The following is a 19,408-nucleotide window of genomic DNA, read 5'->3' as shown; positions in this document are numbered from 1 at the left end:
TGTCTTTGCTGTCGTCGGTGACTCTCTGGTGAGAAAACCTCACTGCCTCGAACACAGACTCGCTCAACGTCGACAGTGGCGGTGCCCAAGGACCGAACTGTGCCTGGTACCTCCTCAGAAACGAGGCGTTGCCCTCCGTTTGTAATCCTTGGAAATACCCCGAGACGGAGTGCAGACCACGGGCTGCTTCGTCGCTGATGTACGTCAGCATGGACTCTTCCAATGCCGGCGCCAGTGTTATGCACCGATCCCGCAACCCCATTGCATAACACTGACGTTCGAACTCAACAGCATCAGATCCGACGAGGGACGATGTCGGCTCCCGATTTCTGAATCGATTCGACGATCTGAGCGAAGTCTCGAGTCCTCATCGATGCGAACTCTTCACCGACGATTCGGGCGCCGTACCGGGGCAACAGTTGGCGAGCCAAGCCATGTGTCGTTCGCGGCCAACAATAATCGTTGCCGGCCAGAAACGATCGTCGCACCCCCTCCATCTGCGTGAGTGGTTTCGTAGCTGTTGCCAACTGATCGCCCGGCCGCTCCCCGAGTTGGAGACGGAGACGACCGCCGCTGCCTCCTTCGTTCATGACCGGCTGCACCAGCAGCACGGGTGCATCGCCGAGCGCCTCGGCAACTGCGGTATAGGTAGCCGATGTGGTGGCGATCAGGATGGTCCGGCAGCCTGCCTGAACGAGTCGCCGCGCTTCCATGACGCCGGTCTCCGGGTCTGTGGCGTCATCGCCCACGATCAACTCGACCCGTCGGCCATGAATGCCACCCTCGGCATTGATTTCCTCGAGCGCCAGCATGGCAGCGTTGTCGATTGAGGTAGCGAAGGGGCTGCAGGGTCCGGATTTCGACGTCAACAAGCCCAGACGGGGATGGGGCGAGGCGTTTCGAGCGGTAGGGAACCCTCGACGCCGCATCAACCATTCCAATCCGGGCTGGTCGAGTTCGGCGATGAGCCGAACTCTCGTGCCTCCATCGGCGGCTCCGAAACGAAGTTTGATAAGCCCCCGCCAAGGCTGGTCGTGCACGATATCGAGGTACACATACGGACGCGCAGCAGCGATACGGCCGAGAATCTCGACCGGTTCTGCGCCGGAACCGCTGAGGTGGACCGCCATACGCACGGCAGCGCCGGGTTCGACCCGACCGCATACCCCGCCGAACAGCCATCCCGCCTCTTCGCCTGCTCCGAAAGGCTGTAGGCCACCGAGGGTGGGGATGCGGTCCACTCTTCCGCGTGCAATACGAGTTGGGTCCCCGTGTTCCCTGGAAGCTATGCACGTCACAGAGATCTATCGGTGGCAGCGGTGCGATCGGCAGCCTCGACGGCATCTACCAGGGCTCCTCGAAACACTTCCTGCAACATCGCGATGACATCCCGGGCGGGACCGGCCGGGTCGATCGAGTAGAAACGGAAGCGTCCGACCTTGCGTTCGGTGACCAATCCCGCGTGCCGCAGGATCCGGAGGTGGTTCGAAACGCCGGTGCGTCCCACGCTGTCGATCTGGTCGACCAGTTCCTTGACACTGCACTCATCGCGCTCTGCCAGCACAGTGAGAATGGCTCGCCGCACAGGGTCAGCGAGGGCATCGAAGGCCAGCTGTGCGGACAAGATCCCGATCTCCTCGAGTCAACAGTCGATGACGTATAGAAGAGTACCTCCTCGTAGCTCGTACAGGACGGGCCGACTTCGCACCGCTCCGACGACCGGACCAGCTACATCTGCAGCGAGACGAGTCGGGTGTTAGGGTCTGTGACGTCCCCACGGGAGCCCTATTGCAGGGGCTGAGATCGGGCTGAGGCAGCCTGCGACCGTCGAACCTGCCCGGGTAATGCCGGCGAAGGAAGTAGGAACGATTCCGATGAGTGCATCCAATTCGCATGCCCTGAGCTATGTCCACGACGAGGAACACGACCTGCGTGTACCTGTCACAGAGATCCGCTTGGGCGACTCTCCCGGCGGGGTGCCGAACCCGTCGCTGCAGGTCTACCGCACTGCAGGTCCCGGTAGCGATCCGCTGGTCGGGCTCCCGCCGACGCGCGCCGACTGGATTGCTGCTCGCGGCGACGTCGAGCACTACCCGGGGCGAGAACGGGATCTGCTCGACGATGGCCGCTCGGCGGTGCGGCGTGGAGAGGCGTCCCGGGAGTGGAAGGGGCCCCGACCTGTCCCGGTGCGAGCGAGGACAGGCCGGACGGTCACGCAGATGCACTATGCCCGGGCGGGGATCATCACCCAGGAAATGCGGTTCGTGGCGCTGCGGGAGAACTGCGACGTGGAACTGGTGCGCTCGGAGGTGGCGGCGGGTCGGGCGATCATCCCCGCCAACGTCAACCACCCCGAGTCCGAGCCGATGATCATCGGCAAGTCCTTCCTGGTGAAGATCAATGCCAACATCGGTAACTCAGCGGTGACCAGCTCCATCGTCGACGAAGTCGACAAGATGCGCTGGGCCACCCGTTGGGGCGCGGACACTGTGATGGACCTGTCCACCGGTGAAGATATCCACACCACCCGAGAGTGGATCATTCGCAACTCCCCGGTGCCGATCGGCACGGTGCCGATCTACCAGGCTCTGGAGAAGGTCGCCGGCCAGGCCGATGCGCTGACGTGGGAGATCTTTCGCGACACCGTGATCGAGCAGTGTGAGCAGGGTGTGGACTACATGACCATCCACGCCGGAGTGCTGCTGCGCTACGTACCGCTCACGGCCGAGCGGCTCACCGGCATCGTCTCCCGAGGTGGGTCGATCATGGCCGGTTGGTGCCTTGCCCATCACGAGGAAAATTTTCTCTACACCCACTTCGACGAACTGTGTGAGATCTTCGCCCGCTACGACGTGGCATTTTCCCTCGGGGACGGGCTGCGACCGGGGTCGATCGCCGACGCCAACGACGCCGCGCAGTACGCCGAACTGGACACCCTTGCCGAACTGACCACCCGTGCCTGGGCTCACGACGTTCAGGTGATGGTCGAAGGCCCTGGCCACATCCCGATCCATCGGGTGCGGGAAAATGTGGAGCGTCAGCAGAAGTTATGTCATGGAGCGCCTTTCTACACCCTGGGGCCGCTGGTGACCGACATTGCTCCGGGCTACGACCACATCACCTCCGCGATCGGGGCCACCGAGATCGCCCGCCATGGCACCGCGATGCTGTGTTATGTCACCCCGAAGGAGCATCTGGGACTGCCGAATCGGGACGACGTGAAGACCGGGGTCATCACGTACAAGATCGCCGCTCATGCCGCCGACATCGCCAAGGGCCATCCCGGTGCCGTCGAGCGTGACGACGCGTTGTCGAAGGCGCGTTTCGAGTTTCGTTGGCGGGATCAGTTCGCTCTGTCGCTGGATCCGGATACGGCCGAGCAGTTCCATGACGAGACGCTTCCGGCTGAACCGGCCAAGACGGCGCACTTCTGCTCGATGTGTGGGCCGAAGTTCTGCTCGATGCGTATCTCCCAAGACATCCGGACCAGGTTCGGTGACGCCGCCGACCAGGCCGCCGTCGCCGGGATGCAACATATGTCCGACCAGTTCAGGGCCGCCGGCAGCACGGTGTATTTGGATACCCCTACTGTCCTGTCCTCCGAAAGTAAGCGTGTGACACAGGACAACTGAGGTCGCAGGGGCGTTGAGTCCAGGTGACGGGAGGACACGGACGCAACGCCCTCAGCGGCGTGACGCACGCCCGCACTTGCTCTGCCGGGTGGCGTTGTGTAGCGATGATGAAGGTGGTCGAGGACGGAGTCGGCATCGATGTGCGGTTTCGCGGTGCCGGCGACCGTCCGGGTTCGAGTACGAGGGGAATGAGATTCAGCGGCGGTACCCACTCGTGCTCAACGAAAGTGCCCATGTGTGAGCGGGGTTCGCTGTAGCAGTGATCGGGTGCCGGCGGGCGAGGCGGTGACGAAATCGCCCACCTCGCTGCCGAATCGGGGGTGACCTGCACTTGTGACTCGCTCAGCTTCGAGGCACCGAGGAGTAGTTGCCGGGTGGTCTCGACGCCTGCCGTGACACGGTGCGGGTTGCCGTTCCCCTCACCGTGTCACGGCAGGCGGCCGTCTCGGAAGAGCGGTCGTGATCGTCGCCCCGGTCGATTCTGCTTCCGGGATCGGCGGTCGCTGCACACGCGCTGGAACGCGTCCGGACCATCCCGCATTCGCTCGGCGTCGACCTCGCGCGGCGGTGTTGTCCACCATCTCCGCGCGGTAATCAGTCTTCTCGATGATGCCTTGCGGGTTCTTGACCCGGGCAGGTACACCGCACCCGAGACCCTTGCAGCGTTGACGGTGCTGATCAGAGCAGCGTGAACGCGCCGACTACTGGGCAAGAGAGGCGGATTTGGTCGCCTCCAAGCGGCCGAAGTACCGAGATCTGGAAAGCACGGCAGTGGCTGAGATGAAGCGCGGCCGATCGGCTCCCGTCTCGATGTTCTCCCCGCAGGGGCCGAGTTCGGCGATAGTGGCATGCGCTTGTGAGACTGAATCGGCCGACGGGGAGAATCTCTCGTTGATCGTGTCGACGTGACGCGCCCGAACCGACAATTTTCCGGTCATGCCGAACTTTTTGGCTGTGTCGATGTCGGCTGCGACGATATCCCGATCATCCGCAGCGCTCGGGCCGTCGATAGGCGCTGCGATTTCCGCCGTCTTGCTGGCGATGACGAGGGTCGAGCGTGCATACGCCAGGCCTTCTGGTGTCCCATCGATGTCGAGGTCGCTGCAGAAGTCTCTGATGCCGAAGGCCAAGCGCACGACCGGTGAGCATTCAGCGATACGGTCGGCCTGACGAAGCGAGGAAGCAGTCTCGACCATAGCGACGATCGGGACATGGGGGAGTGCGGCAGACGCGATGTCGATGTCTTGCGGACTCTCGGTTTTTGCAAGAACAATTCCGGTAAGGCCCCGCGAATCGCGGAGTATTTCCAGGTCGAGTGCAAGTTCACGGGTCGAAGCGTCGTTGACTCGGACCCAACCGACTCTGTCGCGAAGCCACTGCGCCGCAACTGTCCGTGCAGATGTTTTCTCCCTGTAGGGCACTCCATCCTCGAGATCGAGGACAAGGCAGTCCGGACTGGTAGCGACCGCGGTATGCAACCGCGCGAGATCGGTAGGGGGGACGAGTAGCCATGATCGGGCAAGGCGTGCCAGCTCGGTTCGCGCTTCCCGGGCTGCATCGGGTTCCTCGAAGTCGAATGACATCGTTGTTGTCGATCTCCAGTATTTATTCGAATCAGTGGATGTTGTGGATTATCGATGCTGTGCGGACGAGTCCTGGAATCTCCGATTTCTGCAGGACAGTTGCCATGAACAACTGTCAGGGGGTCAGAGCGATGTACTTGGTGTTGAGGTACTCTTCGATTCCTTCGCTGCCGCCCTCGCTGCCCAACCCGGACTGCTTGATGCCGCCGAAGGGAGCCGCTGGATCGGAAATAATGCCCCGGTTCACGCCGACCATCCCGAATTCGAGGGCGCGAGCGACTCGGGACGCTCGATCGAGGTTCTGCGTGTAGAAGTAGGCAGCCAATCCGTAGTCGGTGTCGTTTGCGCTCGCGACTACTTCGGCCTCGGTGTCGAAGCCTGTGATGACCGCAACCGGACCGAAGATCTCTTCACTGAGGATGCGTGCACCGGCAGGTACATTGTCGATGACGGTCGGTTGGTAGAAGTAGCCGGGACCGTCGATGGGTGTCCCGCCCGTGCGCACGCGTGCTCCGGCAGCAACGGCTTCATCGACCAGTGCTGCAACCGCGTTGCGTTGCTTGGCATTGATCAACGGACCAAGCGTGACGTCGTCTTCGTAACCGGGACCCACTGTTGTCGCGGCGATCCGATCGCACAGAGCACGAGTGAACTCTTCCCGGATCGAATTGTGTACGAGCAGTCGATTGGCGGCAGTACAGGCTTCACCACCGTTACGCATCTTGGCGGCCATCGCACCGTCGACTGCGGCGTCGATGTCGGCGTCATCGAAGACGATGAACGGGGCATTGCCGCCAAGTTCCATGGAGCTCTTCAGTATCTGATCTGCGGATTGTTCGATGATCTTCTTCCCGACGGCGGTGGATCCGGTGAAGGAGACCTTTCGCAGTCGACGGTCCTTCATCAGAGTGCCGACGACGTCTGGGGCATCGAGAGTCGGTAGTACAGACAGAACACCACGAGGAAGACCGGCTTCAGCAAAGACGTGTGCGAGCAGCAACATGGTGAGGGGAGTGTCCTCGGCCGGTTTGACGATGATGGTGCATCCAGCCGCGAGCGCCGGGCCGATCTTGCGTGTCCCCATCGCGAGCGGAAAGTTCCAGGGCGTGATGGCCAGGGCTGGACCCGCAGGTTCCTTGATCACCGCGATGTGGCCGTTTCCAGACGGTGCGGTCGCGGTACGACCGCCGATTCGAACAGCTTCCTCTGCGAACCACCGGAGGAACTCTGCTCCGTACACCACCTCGCCGCGACTCTCCGCCAACGGTTTGCCCATTTCGAGTGTGATCAGCCGGGCGAACTCTTCGGACCGCTCCATGACGAGTTCCCAGGCTCTGCGAAGGATCTCCGACCGTTCGCGAGGGGCGGTCGCAGCCCATGCCGGCTGAACCTCGGCAGCCGATGCGAGCGCGTGTCTTGCGTCGGCGACGCTGCCGTTGGCTACGGTCGTCAAGACGGTGCCAGTCGCAGGATTCACAATGTCGAAACGTCTACCGGAACAGGACTCGCGAGTAGTGCCGTCGATCCAGAGGCCGGTCGGGACGGCAGCCAGTAGGGAGCTGAAGCCGGTCATCGAGGTTCCTTTCGGATGGTGCCAACCGTGGCAATAGCGGGTGCGAGCCTGACTCGTGAAAAGTGAAGCTCTGCGAAGAGCCGGATCATCGACTTCCGCTCAGAGGGAACGAGTGACGATGGTCGCGGTTTTGGGCAAGGAACAGCAATGAGAAGGCCATCCGGACCAGTTCTCGTCGAGCTCCACGGAGCGGCCGTTGACGCGTCCCAATCCGGTCAGTTTCACGATGCCCGGTAGATAGGGGAGCAAGATCTCGTGTGTTACTACCCGGACGTCATCGTCCTCGGTAGGGATGAGTTGAATGTCGTGACACCCATTGATCTGGACTATCATGGCGCTTCTTCGATCGATGATCCGTCGATGACCCGACGGCGCATTGTCCGAATCAGTGGTCCGTCTGATTCGGCAGCAGCGAACGCTTGCTGCCATTCAGGATCCGCGAGCATCTGGGACCACTTGTTTTCGAGCTCGGCCAGGTTTGCGAATCGAACGGTGTACACCAATTCGCCGAAGGAGTGTTCTCCGATCAGTGTGTGGCCGGCGCTGATCAGCTCCATGTCGTATCGCTTGAACATGCGGGCCGTGTGGTTGGTGAAGAGGTCGATTATCGCCGACAGTTTGCCCGGTACCGCGACGTACTCCCTGATCTCGTAGATCACAGCTGTCCTTTCTGTCAGTTATCCGGAATGCCGTTGGGCAATTCGTGAAACTTGCTGGCGTAAAATACGAGTGGGTCCTGCTCGGCTTCGAAGTCGTGTCCGATGATGCGGAGAAGCACGAATCGATGATCGCCCGTCGTGGTTTCCGATTCGATTTCGCAGTCGAACCAGGCTGCTGCACCGTGCAGGAAGACTGATCCGTCGGGCCCGCTCTCCCAGCTCACGTTGGCGAACCGGTCGACCTGGCGGGCGGCGAGTTGCCGGCACGGTGTCTGCTGTCCTGCTCCCAGGACCGACAGTCCGATCCGTGGTCGTTCTCGTAGCTTGGGCCAGGTGGTCGAGGACGTCTGAACGAACACGCCCACCAACGGAGGCTCCAATGACACGTTGACGAACGCACTGACGGCCATACCGATCGGCTCACCGGTCACGTCGGTCGCGCACAGCGCGGTGACCCCGCTCGGGAAGCGGCCGAACGTTGCGCGCAACGCCGCTGTGTCGACCGTACCGATGTCGTCGTGGACACCTCTGAGGTTTATGGCCGTCATGATCTGGCCTTCGGCGTGTAGGGCTTTGTCAGAACACATGGTTCTTCCCCCCGAATACCTCGCTGACGGAGTCGTCGGTGAAGATGCACCGGATCGAGTCGGCGAGCATCGGTGCGCACGATACGACGTCGACGGTCGACGGGGCTCCGGGCCCGAGGGGGATGGTGTCTGTCACGACGATGCGCTCGAACGGAGAGTTGGCGAGGTTCTCGTGCGCAGAGCCGCTGAACACTGCGTGGGTAGCGGCGGCGAAGACTCGCGAGCATCCGGCGCGGACGACCGCCTCGCCTGCTGCGCGTAGGGTTCCCGCGGTGTCGATCATGTCGTCGACGATGATCGCGGTTTTACCTCGTACATCTCCAATGACGGTGGTGATCTCCGCGACCTGCTGCTGAGGACGTTCCTTGTCCAGGATGGCCAGGCCGGCACCGATGCGAGTGGCGAATTGCTTATTGAGCTTTACGCGACCGGCGTCCGGCGCGACGACCACCAGGTCGTCGTCCAGCGCGGCGAAGTGGTCCGCGAGTGCCATCAGCGCGGTCATGTGGTCGACCGGAACGCTGAAGAAGCCCTGAAGCTGTCCCGCGTGTAGGTCCATCGTGAGTACCCGGTCGACACCGGCTGCCTCGAGGATTCGTGCCACCATACGAGCCGAGATGGGTTCGCGGGGTGAGGATTTCTTGTCCTGACGGGAGTAGCCGAACCAGGGGGTGACCGCGACTACTCGGCGTGCACTGGCGCCGATGGCTGCATCGATCATCACGAGCAGTTCGACCAGTGCGTCGTTGGCGCTGAGGCCTTCGATGGGGTTTGCGCACATCGGTTGGATCAGGAAGACGTCTGCGCCTCGAATGGATTCGTCGAATCTGCAGTACACCTCTCCGTTGGAGAATGTCTTCAGAGCGACCCGACCCAGATCGACCTGCAGGTTGGAGGCGATCGACGAGGCGAGCGCCGGATTGGCGCGGCCCGAGAACAACATCAATTGTTTCTGGGATCCGAACGGAATGGAGGTCGTCATTGGTGGCCTTCCAGGTAGATGCCGGGGAATCGGGCATGTGCGGGGAGTGTGGCGCGAAAGGACGAGAGCATCGTGGGGATGTAGCGGTGGGTTCGAAGGTGGAGATTCCCGTATCGGCGATAGAAACGTTTCTATGGAGGGTGGGCGGATACGGCGCCCAGCATGATCACACGGTGATCGGTTATACGTGTGCGGCGTTGACCTCGTCGGCGATCGGCATCCCTGTGCGGGCACCGACATGTCTGACCGACAGTGACGCTGCCGTTACTGCAAGCGCACTTGCGGCTCCGAGCGGCATCCCGGAGGAAAGCGACGCTGCGAGCACACCGTTGAACGTGTCGCCCGCACCGGTTGTGTCACGCACGTCCGATACCTGCAGGGCCGGGACGGGTTCGATGGTTCCGTCGGGATAGGCCACGATCGCCCCCTTGTCCCCTCTGGTCACGACGAGGCACGCTCCCGTGGCCCGAGCGACGTTCGCCGAGGCGTCACCGACGTCGGTGAACGGGATGGACAGTGCAGCGCACAGGTCACGAAGCTCTGAACTATTGGGTGTCAGAACCGACGCTGCGTGGGCGCTGGCGATGAACTCGTTGCGCACAGGGGCCGGATTCAGCACACAGCGCAGTCCCATGTCGGAGGCTGTCGACACGGCAGCTTCGACCGCTGCCGGGAGGATTTCGGTGCTGACGAGTACACATCCGGCCCACCCCGATGCACGCTCGACGGCCCGGCGAACGAGTGCCGGCGTAAGGGCAGCGTTGGCCCCGGCGGCAACGGCGATCTGGTTTTCCCCCACCGCGTCGACCACGATCAGGGCAGTGCCGGTGGCGGTGTCGTCGAGGACGGCGACGTCGGTGACGTCGACACCGGAGGCGCGGAGCTCGACCAATGCCTCGCGTCCGAGTTCATCATCGCCGATCGCTCCGCAATAGCGCACCGGCACGTTCATGCGGGCGGCTGCGATAGCCGCGTTCGCGCCCTTGCCGCCGCCGAACTTGTCCAGGTGTGGACCGACGACGGTCTCACCCGGACCGGGTAACCGATCGACGGCCACGACCAGATCGACGTTGAGGGCGCCGACCACTAGAACCCCGTTACTCATTGACGCTCCCGCTGATAGTGCACACCGATGACCGATCCTGGAGTGTCGTCGGTAACGGATCCATGGGTTCCGGTGTGCGGTTCTCAATCAAATCGAAAAGGACTGTCGCTGCGCGGTAGCCCATGTCTCGCGCCGGCTGGCGCACGGTGGTGAGCCGCGGCGTGAGAAGCGACGACAGAGGAAGGTCGTCGAAGCCCACGATGCTGACGTCCTCGGGCATACGGAGCCCTTGTGCGCGGCAATACTCCATCGCGCCCACAGCCATGAGGTCGTTGGCGCAGATCAGGGCAGTGGGCCGAGTCTGCGCCGCCAACGCGCGTTGGGCCAGGTCCCGGCCGGACGATTGCTGGTAGTCGCCGTAGTACACCGGGACCGTGTCCGGGTCGATGCCTGCCCCGGCAAGTGCCTCGCGGTAGCCGGCCAGTCGTTGTTGAGCCGTCCACAGACCCTCCGGACCGCCGATGACCGCAACGTCCCGGTGGCCCTTGTCGAGGACGTGTTGCGCGACCTGGCGAGCTCCCCTGCGGGAGTCGCAGACCACGGCGGGCAGGTCGATGCCCGGGATCTGCTCGTCGACGAGCACCACCGGACCAGAGCGAGCCAGTTCGTAGCAAGCTTCGGGCATGGACCCGGTGCTGGTCAGGTAGATGACTCCGTCCACGCGTTGGCTGCGCAGCAATCTGGTCTGGGCTTCCTCGGATTGTTCCGAGCTGCCCGGGACCACCAGGACCACCAGGACATCACGTGCCGATGCGGCTTGATGGACCCCTTCGGTGATCATGGCGAAGAACTGATTGGTCAGGTCGGGTACGACCATGCCAATACGGGAAGCGCTGCGGCGTTTGAGATTACGCGCAGACTCGTTCGGCGAGTATTCCAGAACTCGCACGGCGTCGAGCACACGGGTACGGCGGTCGGGCGCAACCGGGCCGGAGTCGTTGAGTACGTAGCTCACCGTGCTCATGGAGACTCCAGCGTGTTCCGCGACGTCCTTGATGGTCGTGCGCTTGCGCGTGCGTCTGTGCTCAGATGACGCCACAGCAATCCCTCTCTGCGGAATTAGGATCGTCCACTAGCCCACGACAGTATCGAAGACCACAGCAGCGCGTAGTTCGACCACTCGACGAACTCCGGCGGGGCCCAGTGGGGAGCGAGATCCGAGGTGAACGCGACCACTCGGCCGTCGCCATGATGTCCTGTGACCAGGATGGGGTCGTCTCCGGTGCGGGCGACGACCTCGGCGTCGTCGCGGGCCACCACTCGGTTGTAGCCGAGCAGGGGAGGCCAGTCGCTGGAGGTGTCACCCAGGACGGGATGTTCCGGTCGGCATACCTCGACCTTGCAGCCCTCCGGGACCTCGATGCGGTCATCGTAGGGGAGCATGGTCACAGGCAACACGTCGGCGAGGGGGGTCATGCCGAAGCGGGCCTTGCCGTCGATTCCGGTGAACGACATATAGCCACCGACCTTGACCAATCCGCCGCCCCGGCGGACGTATTCAGCGACTACTCCCAGACGGTTGGGCGATGCTTCCGAACGTAGGAACGTCTCGTCGGGGAGCTGGAAGGAATTCGATCCGATATCGGAGATGACAACTACGTCGTACTCGTCGATTTCCTGTGCCGTCTTGGGGAAACGTGAAGAAATCTCGTGGCCGCGCACGTAGTTGACGTCGTGCCCTTCGCGGGTGAGATTTTCGAGGAATACGCTTGCGCCTTCCTCGTACTCAGTGGTGTGGAACTGATCGAAGCCTTTCATGTGAATAACGTGCTTGATCCAGGATTCGCCGGTGAAGAGGATCTTGAGCGGTTCCATAAGGTCTCCTGTGGTGCCTGGGAATGGGAGGTGGGTGTCGGTAGCGGAGTGTTCGTCGGTGGCCCGGCGCGTGTTCAGGACGGGGTGCTCGCGCTGAGTAACTTCCGTCCCAATGCGTACGCCTGGCGAAGGTCGTTACCTTGGTACTGGACTGCGGCAAGCTCGGACACCAACGGGCTGGCGTTGACAGCGACGGTGTTCGGTAGCCATCCGAACAGATCCACATCGGAGGACGAGTCACCGTAGGCGACGCAGTCGGCTGGTTCGATGTGGTAGCGCTCCAGTGCATCTCGCGTGATGTGGACCTTGGCTTGCGGTGACAGTGTTGCCTCTTCGGAGAGCGTCTGTCCGATCACCACATCGGATCCGTAGGCCTCGTGAGCGCCCCAGTTTCTAAGTCTCTGAACGAAGAACGCCGGCGATTGCGAGATCACGATGGCAATCTCACCGCGCCTGCGGATATCGTCGAAGGTATCGGTGATGCCATCGAGCCAGGCCGCTTGTTCGAACGCGGCGTCGAGGTCGTCCTCCGTCGCGTGCGCACAGACCTCGAGCAGGGTTGACCAGAAGTCGAAGTCGGTGATTTGTCCAGCGTGCCAGAGCTGTTCGATTTCGAGTCCAACGTCGCGGCGGCCGAAGAATGTCGACAGTTCCAGGGCGGCTGCTCCGTTGAGCAGCGTGCCGTCCATATCGAATACGTGCAGTCGGGTGGGCATGTGTTGCTTTCTGTGGAAGTCGTCGGGCCGGGTCTCAGGAGAACTCCGGGAGCACTTCCTTGGCCATGAACTGCATGTTCTTGATGATCGCCTCGATCGGCTGTCCCACGGCGATCAGGCACGCCATGTGATCGACGCCCAATGCCTCGTAGGACTTGAATCGTTCGATCATCTTGTCGGGGGTGGTGAGGATGGGATCGGCGTACTTTTCGAGGAGCCCTTCCTTGGAGAACGACTCCTGGGCGGGCCTCATCGCTCCGCCCTGGACCACCGAGTCGTCCTTCTTTCCCTCGGCGCGTGCTGCCAGACGCTCCTCTTGGGACTGTTGGCCGGAGCTGGAGGCATGCACCAGGGTGAGATAGTAGTTGTACTCACTGAGCACGTCGTCGAAGTACTCGGTCGCCTCTTCTTCGGTGTTGCCGAGCCAGGTGTGGCGAAGGGCCATCACCTGCTTTCGAGGCATCCCGCTCGTCTCGATCTCGTCGTTGTACGCGGCGAGCAACGCTTCGAGATCGCCGTAGGGCTCGAAGTTGCCGTAGTTCGGAGCAGTGATCAGGTTGTTTCCCTGTCGTGCCACGCGGCGTACGCCGTCGATGCTCTGCGAGGCCGCCCATACCTCCGGGTGCGGCTTGGATGCCGGCTTGGGCACAAGAGTCGTCGGCGGGAACGAAAAGTACTTGCCGTCGAACGACACATCGTCCTCGACCCACACCCGCTTGATGATCTCGAGGGATTCTTCGTAGATGTCGCGTGCTTCTTTGGGGTTGATGCCGAGTCGGTCGAGCGGGTAGCGACTGCCACCCCGCGCCACGCCGATGCCGATGCGCCCCGGTGCCATCTGGTCGAGGAAACTCATCTCCGACGCGATGAGCAACGGGTTGTAGTACGGAAGGACCACGATGCCGGGCATGATTCGCAAGCGCTCGGTGCGCGCTGCGGCCAAAGCGCTGAACATCAGCGATGAAGGATTGCTGACGTAGTTCTGAAAGTGATTTTCGTTGACTGTGACGCCCTCGAAGCCGAGGTCCTCTGCGGCATCGACGATGCTGAGCATGTCGTTGAGGAGTTCGGACCACGGACGGCTCATGTCGCGGTAGAAGAATGGAGTGGTGACCCAGATCTTCATGGAAGCTGTCTTTCTACGAGGTTGGGCAGTTCCTGTATTGCTGGAGGCGTGCCGAGTTCCGGCTGCAGAGCGGACGCTGCTCGTGCAGTTCCGGGCCAGACCCGGTGCGTGGGTCCCTGCCGAACTCGGACTGTGGGGCGATGTAGAAACGGTTCTATCTCGTACATCCGGAGCATACAACGGTCCGGCGCCCTGTGCATAGTGCCGAACTCGTTTTCTTTCGAGAAACTCGATAAACGTTGTTCACGCTGGTGAGAGACGTAAGGCCGGGTGTTCCGGTGTTTGGATCAACCTCCAAGATCCGCGAATCACGAAGGCAATGAGCGACGCAGATGTAGAAGCGATTCAACCCGGGTGCTCGGCAGGATTCGTCCGGCAGTCGGTAGAGGCGTGGTCGGCCGCGGTCGGGTGGTGGTGCACAGGGGAGACGTGCCGGCGGGTGTCGGTTGCTGCGTGATTGTGCAGACGGTTCTGTCATCCCTGCTCCGGGAAGTGTTCCTACAACACACTTTCTGTTCGCAACACAGCTCCGAGGGCGCAGAGCACTATCGATCGTTCGGTGACGGGCTGCATCCCGGTTGTGGCGGTCTGTAGACAGACCTGGGTGCTGCCGGAGGTATCGACTGTGTTGCGCGAATATTGCCGGAAGATTTTACGCGTCAACGCTTGACCTGAGGTGTGGGCTCGACCATGATCTCTAGCAACCGCCGACACGGCCGCACGAATTCAAATGCTGCGACTCGCGGTATGCCCCCAGGCTTTCTGGCCCAGTTTTCGTGCAGCAGTAGAAACGTTTCAACAACTGTCTTCGCATCACACGAACGAAGGGAAACGTCCATGCCCACTATCTCGGGATTCGACAATCTGATCCTCAACACCGATACCTACAAGCATTGCCACCACACTCTCTATCCTCAGGGAACCGAGTACGTCTCCAGCTACGTCGAATCGCGTGGTGGCATCTTCCCGGCGACGATGTTCGTCGGACTGCAGGCCTACATCCAGGAGCGCTTGCTCCGGCCGATCACCCTCGCCGACATCGATGAGGCCGAAGCGGTGACCAGGGCGCAGGGGATGCCCTTCTGCAGGGAGAACTGGATGGGCATCCTCAACGACCACGGCGGATTCCTTCCTGTAGAGATCGAGGCAGTCCCCGAGGGGACTGTGCTGCCCACCCGCAATGTCCTTGTGCAGGTTATCAACACCGATCCGAAGTACCACTGGGTGACCAGCTTCTTCGAGACCGCGTTGCTGCGAGCGGTGTGGTACCCGACCACGATCGGAACGGTCAGTTGGATGTGCAAGCAGATCATCAAGGAAGCGTTCGCTCGCACCTCGGACAATCCGGATCTGCTGCGCTTCCAGCTGCACGATTACGGCGCTCGCGGCGTGAGCTCCCAGGAATCTGCTGCATTGGGTGGTCTGGCACACCTGGTCAACTTCAACCAGAGTGACACGGTGCCGGGCATCCTGGCTGCGATGAAATACTACAACGCGGTGTGTCCGGCGAACTCGGGCCCGAACAGCGAGCATGCAGGTTTCACGGCATGGGGTCGGGATCAGGAAGTCGACGCTCTTCGCAACATGATGAACACCTACCGCGATGCCGGTGTGGTGCTGTTGCTGACCGACTCGTACGACCATGAGAACGCTGTGAAGAACATCCTCGGCAAAGAACTGAAGGCCGAGATCGAGAACTTCCCGGGCGTGGTCTGTGCTCGTCCGGACTCGGGCGACCCTGTGCAGGTGACCGCGGATACCGCTGAGTGGCTCATGGATGCCTTCGGCTATGAGGTCAACTCCAAGGGATTCAAGGTTCTGCCCCGGTATCTGCGGGTCGTCCAGGGCGACGGCATCACGCTCGATACCCTGTCGGAGATCTACATGGAACTCGAACGCCGGGGCATGGCGGCAGAGAACGCGATTTTCGGTATGGGCGGCGGTCTGCTCCAGCACTTCAACCGAGACACGTTGAACTTCGGGCAGAAGTGCAACGCTGTGCGAGTAAACGGTGAATGGCGCGATGTGGCCAAGCAGCCGACCGGGGCGAGCTTCAAGGTGTCCAAGGCCGGCCGTCTCGCCCTCGTCAAGCGGGATGGTGAGTACCGCACGGTGCGACGCGACTCGGTTTCTCCCGAGGAGAACCTCCTTCAGCCGGTGTACCGCAACGGCAAGCTCCTGAAGAAGTGGGATTTCTCCGAGCTGATCGAGCGGAGCGAGGCGGAGGTCCCCGAGGAGTACTACTACCCCGTCATCGAACAGATGCGTGCGCAGGACAGCGCCGCGGTGCCTGCCTGACCACAACAACTGTTGAACAGATAACTAGGGATCCATGATGACAAAGTTGCCGAGTGTGCCACTTGCCAATACAGATTGCTTGTACATCGACGGGAAGTGGGTTCCCCCGCACTCGTCTGCTCTGATCGATGTAGTCGACTCGACAAACGAATTGGTCTACTACTCGGTGCCGGACGCCGATGTCGACGATATCGATCGCGCGATTACAGCGGCCCGGCAGGCATTCGACGAGGGACCCTGGCCGCGGTTGTCGCACGCCGAGCGGGCTCAGGTGCTGCTCGATATCGCTGATGCCGTCGAAGCGCGGATCGATGACATCGTGGAGATCTGGCCGCGAGAGACCGGGATTCTGGCATCGTCGGTCCCCGGTGTCATGCGCGAGGTAATCGACGCGTACCGGTACTACGCAGGTCTGGCGAAGAGCTTCCCGTTCCAGGAAGAAGTCACACCCACCAACGGCGCACGCTTCGGCATGATCGTGAAAGAGCCTGTAGGCGTCGTGGGAGCGATCATTCCATGGAACGCGCCGATGGGACTGATCGCGTTCAAGGTGGCGCCGGCACTGCTGGCGGGATGCACCGTCGTCATCAAGTCGTCCCCGGAAGCTCCGGGGGCTGGATACATCATGGCGGAAATTGCTGATCAGCTCGGCATTCCGGCGGGTGTCCTGAACGTGGTGACCGCTGATCGTGCTGCCTCCGAGCGGTTGGTCTCCGACCCTCGGGTCGACAAGATCTCGTTCACCGGATCAACGGAAGTCGGCAAACGAATCGGGAGCATCCTCGGTGGTCGAATTGCACGGTCTTCGCTGGAGCTCGGCGGCAAGTCTCCTGCCATTGTCCTGGACGACTTCGACATTGCCGAGGCGGCACACACCATCGCTTCTGCGGAGTGCTTCCTCTCGGGTCAGATCTGCGCATCGCTCACCAGGATCATCGTTTCGGAGGAACGTCACGATGAGATGGTCAAGGCGTTGGCAGACGAATTCGACCGGGTGGTAATCGGCGACCCGTACGATCCTCAGGTCACGCTGGGACCTTTGGCCAGCGATCGGCAGCGGGACCGTGTCGAGAACTATATCCAGATCGGGATCAGGGAAGGGGCGACACTGGCTTACGGCGGCGGACGCCCGTCCCACCTCGATCGCGGCTGGTTCGTCGAGCCCACCGTCTTCGGAAATGTGTCGGAGACGTCGCGGATCGCTCAGGAAGAGATATTCGGTCCGGTGCTGGCCGTGACCCCGGCCCGGGATCTCACGGACGCCGTTCGGATTGCGAACGCAACGGAGTTCGGTCTGAATGCTGCAGTGTTCACCCATGACTCGAAGAAGGTTTTCGACATTGCCCGTAGGCTTCACTCCGGCACCGTGGGGCAGAACGGCAATCGTGTGGACTTCGGTATCGGGTTCGGAGGATTCAAGAGATCCGGTATCGGACGCGAAGGCGGGGTAGCAGGACTGCAGGCGTACCTGGAGAACAAGACTGTTGTCCTGGACGCACCTCCCGAGTAGACCCGTGCCCGGAGCGGTGCAGAGACCACGGCCGGGTCAGACGACCGAAGCCGACCGTAAGAGGATCATGTGACTGAGATTGCCATAGAACACGGCTTGGTGTGGGTAGGCCCGGACGAATCCTATTCGGAGGGACTGCTCTACATCGAAGACGGCAGGGTCAGCTATGCGGGCGAATACAAGGCAGAGGTGGTCCGGCCCGGCGTCGCGCGGCTCGATGCATCGGGATGTGTCGTTCTGCCGGGTCTGGTGGATTGTCATGTGCACCTGACAACGAACTCGGATCACGAGCGGATCCTTCCCAGCGATGTGTTCCGGGGTCAAAAAAGCGGTCCGGAAAAGCTGCTTCATGGCTATCGCAACTCGCTCCGTGCCCTACGATCAGGGTTCACCACGCTCCGATGCATGGGGCATCGGGGAGTGGGCGAAGTCGAACTGCGTGACATGGTCGCCGACGACCTGATCGTCGCTCCGAACCTTCTGGTCGCGCCGTGGTGGATAACCATGACGAACGGCCACGGTGACCTGTTCTACCCTCCTTACACGCCACGCCGCGAATGGGATACCGCAGACGGTGTCGATGCCTGCCGGCAAATGGTCCGGTTGCAGGCCCGAAGCGGTGCGGACTTCATCAAGGTCATGGCCAGCGGTGGTATGTCGAAAGGAGAGAAACCGCACTGGCCCAATTACAGTGTCGAGGAACTCACGGCGATCGTCGAAGAGGCGCACGACATGGATCTGCGCGTCGCCGCGCATGCCCTGTCGTTGGAAGGGATTCGACGCAGTATCGAAGCCGGCGTGGACAGCATCGAGCACGGCTCGTTCCTCGACGAAGAATGCGCTTCGGAAATGGCGCAAAAGGGAATATTCTTGGTCCCGACCCTCGCGTTCAACGACTGGTGCCAACGCGAAGGGACGGCCCGAGGCCTGACCGAAGCCGGAGTCGAAAGCCTGCGCGAGGCGCACGATCGGGCTCTGGAATCGTTCGATATCGCCCGTTCGGCTGGAGTCAAGATCGCGATGGGAACGGACTCATCCGGGTCCCTGTGCCCGTTCGGTGCCCATTACCGAGAACTCGAACTGTATGTCGAACACGGGATGTCGGTGAATGAAGCGTTGGCGTCAGCCACCGTCGTGGCTTCGGAACTTCTCGACCGCCCGGACATCGGCTCGCTGCGACCCGGCTCGATCGGAGATGCGCTGGTGGTCGATGGGACCATCCTTTCGGACATAACTCGCCTGCGACAGGGAATCAAAGCGGTCGTCCGATCGGGCCGTGACGTCACCAGCTATCTGGAGGAATCGGCCGCGTTGCTCTCGCTCTGAGAGTCGTCTCCGTCGGGAAGCAGATATCGGTACCGGAAATCTGAAAACCGGGGCCGAACATCAACGACTCCGGCCTCGGCCGATAGTAGTTGCACGAATTGAATTGACGAGAAAGCGAGAAGGAAATGCCGTACATCGAAGCAAGCTTCTTCGAAGAAAGGTTCTCCGAGACGAAGTTCTCCGGCGAGATGGTGGCAGCGCTGACCGAAGCGGTGTCCTCGATCCTGGGAGAAGAGATCGGATCGGAAACAACGGTCGTGCTGCATGGTGTACCGCGTGAGCGGTGGGGACATGGAGGCCGGACCATGGAAAAGAGCAGCTGAGCAGACCCCGCCGGCAAAGGTGCGCATTCGGCAACTCACCGGTACCACCGTGGTTCGGCGAACCACCTCTGCCGCTCCGATACATGCTGGCGGCGCGCAGTTTTCGGCTACGCGCCGCCAGCATTTGTCGGCTCTTCGCACTTGGTAGGGGCGGGTGTCGATCGACCCCGTTG

The 19,408-nt window shown here is 61.8% G+C and carries 16 protein-coding genes, 1 pseudogene and 1 riboswitch; of the genes and pseudogenes, 5 read left to right on the top strand and 12 right to left on the bottom strand.

Annotated features, from left to right (window positions below; genetic code table 11):
* Both QR64_RS27425 and QR64_RS01375 read right to left on the bottom strand, forming a co-directional pair.
* Positions 1-929 (bottom strand): annotated as a pseudogene (locus tag QR64_RS27425) (substrate-binding protein); the annotation flags it as partial.
* A gap of 365 nt (positions 930-1,294) precedes the next feature.
* Entirely contained in the window at positions 1,295-1,564 is a 270-nt protein-coding gene (locus QR64_RS01375) for an ArsR/SmtB family transcription factor (RefSeq protein ID WP_235366956.1), read from the bottom strand.
* Between the two features lie 202 nt (positions 1,565-1,766).
* Positions 1,767-1,877, top strand: a riboswitch (TPP riboswitch).
* Between QR64_RS01375 and thiC the strand changes: the two genes are divergently transcribed.
* Positions 1,875-3,632: a phosphomethylpyrimidine synthase ThiC gene (gene thiC, locus QR64_RS01370; protein ID WP_039583678.1), complete on the top strand. Its 1,758-nt coding sequence runs from the start codon at positions 1,875-1,877 to the stop codon at positions 3,630-3,632. (Overlaps the previous riboswitch by 3 nt.)
* A 701-nt stretch (positions 3,633-4,333) precedes the next feature.
* On the opposite strand, the gene QR64_RS25375 is transcribed toward thiC, so the two are convergent.
* The 10 genes from QR64_RS25375 to QR64_RS01315 form a co-directional block, all read right to left on the bottom strand.
* A complete protein-coding gene (locus QR64_RS25375; protein ID WP_084222257.1) occupies positions 4,334-5,215 on the bottom strand; it encodes an HpcH/HpaI aldolase/citrate lyase family protein in 882 nt (293 codons plus the stop codon).
* Positions 5,216-5,330: 115 nt separating this feature from the next.
* Entirely contained in the window at positions 5,331-6,788 is a 1,458-nt protein-coding gene (locus tag QR64_RS01360; RefSeq protein ID WP_039583676.1) for an NAD-dependent succinate-semialdehyde dehydrogenase, read from the bottom strand.
* A gap of 329 nt (positions 6,789-7,117) precedes the next feature.
* Positions 7,118-7,447: an NIPSNAP family protein gene (locus QR64_RS01350; protein ID WP_039583675.1), complete on the bottom strand. Its 330-nt coding sequence runs from the start codon at positions 7,445-7,447 to the stop codon at positions 7,118-7,120.
* A gap of 14 nt (positions 7,448-7,461) precedes the next feature.
* Positions 7,462-7,935 (bottom strand): flavin reductase family protein, encoded by a 474-nt coding sequence (locus tag QR64_RS01345; protein ID WP_081263419.1) that lies wholly within the window; start codon positions 7,933-7,935, stop codon positions 7,462-7,464.
* Between the two features lie 88 nt (positions 7,936-8,023).
* A complete protein-coding gene (locus QR64_RS01340; protein ID WP_052227156.1) occupies positions 8,024-9,016 on the bottom strand; it encodes a ribose-phosphate diphosphokinase in 993 nt (330 codons plus the stop codon).
* Positions 9,017-9,197: 181 nt separating this feature from the next.
* Positions 9,198-10,121, bottom strand: a complete 924-nt coding sequence (locus QR64_RS01335; protein WP_039583674.1) for a PfkB family carbohydrate kinase — start codon at positions 10,119-10,121, stop codon at positions 9,198-9,200.
* Positions 10,114-11,160, bottom strand: a complete 1,047-nt coding sequence (locus tag QR64_RS01330; RefSeq protein WP_084222256.1) for a LacI family DNA-binding transcriptional regulator — start codon at positions 11,158-11,160, stop codon at positions 10,114-10,116. Before QR64_RS01330 ends, QR64_RS01335 begins: the two co-directional genes overlap by 8 nt.
* A gap of 20 nt (positions 11,161-11,180) precedes the next feature.
* The gene (locus QR64_RS01325; RefSeq protein ID WP_039583672.1) at positions 11,181-11,936 is read right to left on the bottom strand and encodes a glutamine amidotransferase; all 756 of its coding nucleotides are present in this window, start codon (positions 11,934-11,936) and stop codon (positions 11,181-11,183) included.
* A gap of 74 nt (positions 11,937-12,010) precedes the next feature.
* On the bottom strand, positions 12,011-12,652 hold the full coding sequence (locus QR64_RS01320) for an HAD family hydrolase (RefSeq protein WP_039583670.1): 642 nt from the start codon (positions 12,650-12,652) through the stop codon (positions 12,011-12,013).
* 34 nt (positions 12,653-12,686) lie between these two features.
* The gene (locus QR64_RS01315) at positions 12,687-13,778 is read right to left on the bottom strand and encodes an LLM class flavin-dependent oxidoreductase (protein ID WP_039583668.1); all 1,092 of its coding nucleotides are present in this window, start codon (positions 13,776-13,778) and stop codon (positions 12,687-12,689) included.
* Between the two features lie 690 nt (positions 13,779-14,468).
* Here QR64_RS01315 and QR64_RS01310 point away from each other — a divergent pair.
* From QR64_RS01310 to QR64_RS01295, 4 genes are all read left to right on the top strand, one after another.
* Positions 14,469-16,076 carry a nicotinate phosphoribosyltransferase gene (locus QR64_RS01310; RefSeq protein WP_232512519.1) on the top strand — a complete coding sequence of 536 codons (1,608 nt, stop codon included), beginning with the start codon at positions 14,469-14,471 and terminating at the stop codon, positions 16,074-16,076.
* 34 nt (positions 16,077-16,110) lie between these two features.
* Positions 16,111-17,586, top strand: a complete 1,476-nt coding sequence (locus QR64_RS01305; protein ID WP_081263415.1) for an aldehyde dehydrogenase — start codon at positions 16,111-16,113, stop codon at positions 17,584-17,586.
* 69 nt (positions 17,587-17,655) lie between these two features.
* Positions 17,656-18,912, top strand: a complete 1,257-nt coding sequence (locus tag QR64_RS01300; protein ID WP_039583665.1) for a metal-dependent hydrolase family protein — start codon at positions 17,656-17,658, stop codon at positions 18,910-18,912.
* Between the two features lie 125 nt (positions 18,913-19,037).
* Positions 19,038-19,235, top strand: a complete 198-nt coding sequence (locus QR64_RS01295; protein WP_006552221.1) for a tautomerase family protein — start codon at positions 19,038-19,040, stop codon at positions 19,233-19,235.
* Positions 19,236-19,408: the final 173 nt, after the last annotated feature.

Source organism: Rhodococcus sp. Chr-9 (assembly GCF_000801125.1).
Classification (GTDB): domain Bacteria; phylum Actinomycetota; class Actinomycetes; order Mycobacteriales; family Mycobacteriaceae; genus Rhodococcus; species Rhodococcus pyridinivorans.
Note: the sequence above shows the minus strand (reverse complement) of the source record. Positions and strands in the feature narration are given on the sequence as shown.

Coding starts and splice junctions, on each gene's coding strand:
- QR64_RS01310 (WP_232512519.1), top strand. CDS start 14,469: ATGATCTCTAGCAACCGCCGACACGGCCGCACGAATTCAAATGCTGCG.
- QR64_RS01305 (WP_081263415.1), top strand. CDS start 16,111: ATGATGACAAAGTTGCCGAGTGTGCCACTTGCCAATACAGATTGCTTG.
- QR64_RS01325 (WP_039583672.1), bottom strand. CDS start 11,936: ATGGAACCGCTCAAGATCCTCTTCACCGGCGAATCCTGGATCAAGCAC.
- QR64_RS01360 (WP_039583676.1), bottom strand. CDS start 6,788: ATGACCGGCTTCAGCTCCCTACTGGCTGCCGTCCCGACCGGCCTCTGG.
- thiC (WP_039583678.1), top strand. CDS start 1,875: ATGAGTGCATCCAATTCGCATGCCCTGAGCTATGTCCACGACGAGGAA.
- QR64_RS01315 (WP_039583668.1), bottom strand. CDS start 13,778: ATGAAGATCTGGGTCACCACTCCATTCTTCTACCGCGACATGAGCCGT.
- QR64_RS01295 (WP_006552221.1), top strand. CDS start 19,038: ATGCCGTACATCGAAGCAAGCTTCTTCGAAGAAAGGTTCTCCGAGACG.
- QR64_RS25375 (WP_084222257.1), bottom strand. CDS start 5,215: ATGTCATTCGACTTCGAGGAACCCGATGCAGCCCGGGAAGCGCGAACC.
- QR64_RS01335 (WP_039583674.1), bottom strand. CDS start 10,121: ATGAGTAACGGGGTTCTAGTGGTCGGCGCCCTCAACGTCGATCTGGTC.
- QR64_RS01340 (WP_052227156.1), bottom strand. CDS start 9,016: ATGACGACCTCCATTCCGTTCGGATCCCAGAAACAATTGATGTTGTTC.
- QR64_RS01320 (WP_039583670.1), bottom strand. CDS start 12,652: ATGCCCACCCGACTGCACGTATTCGATATGGACGGCACGCTGCTCAAC.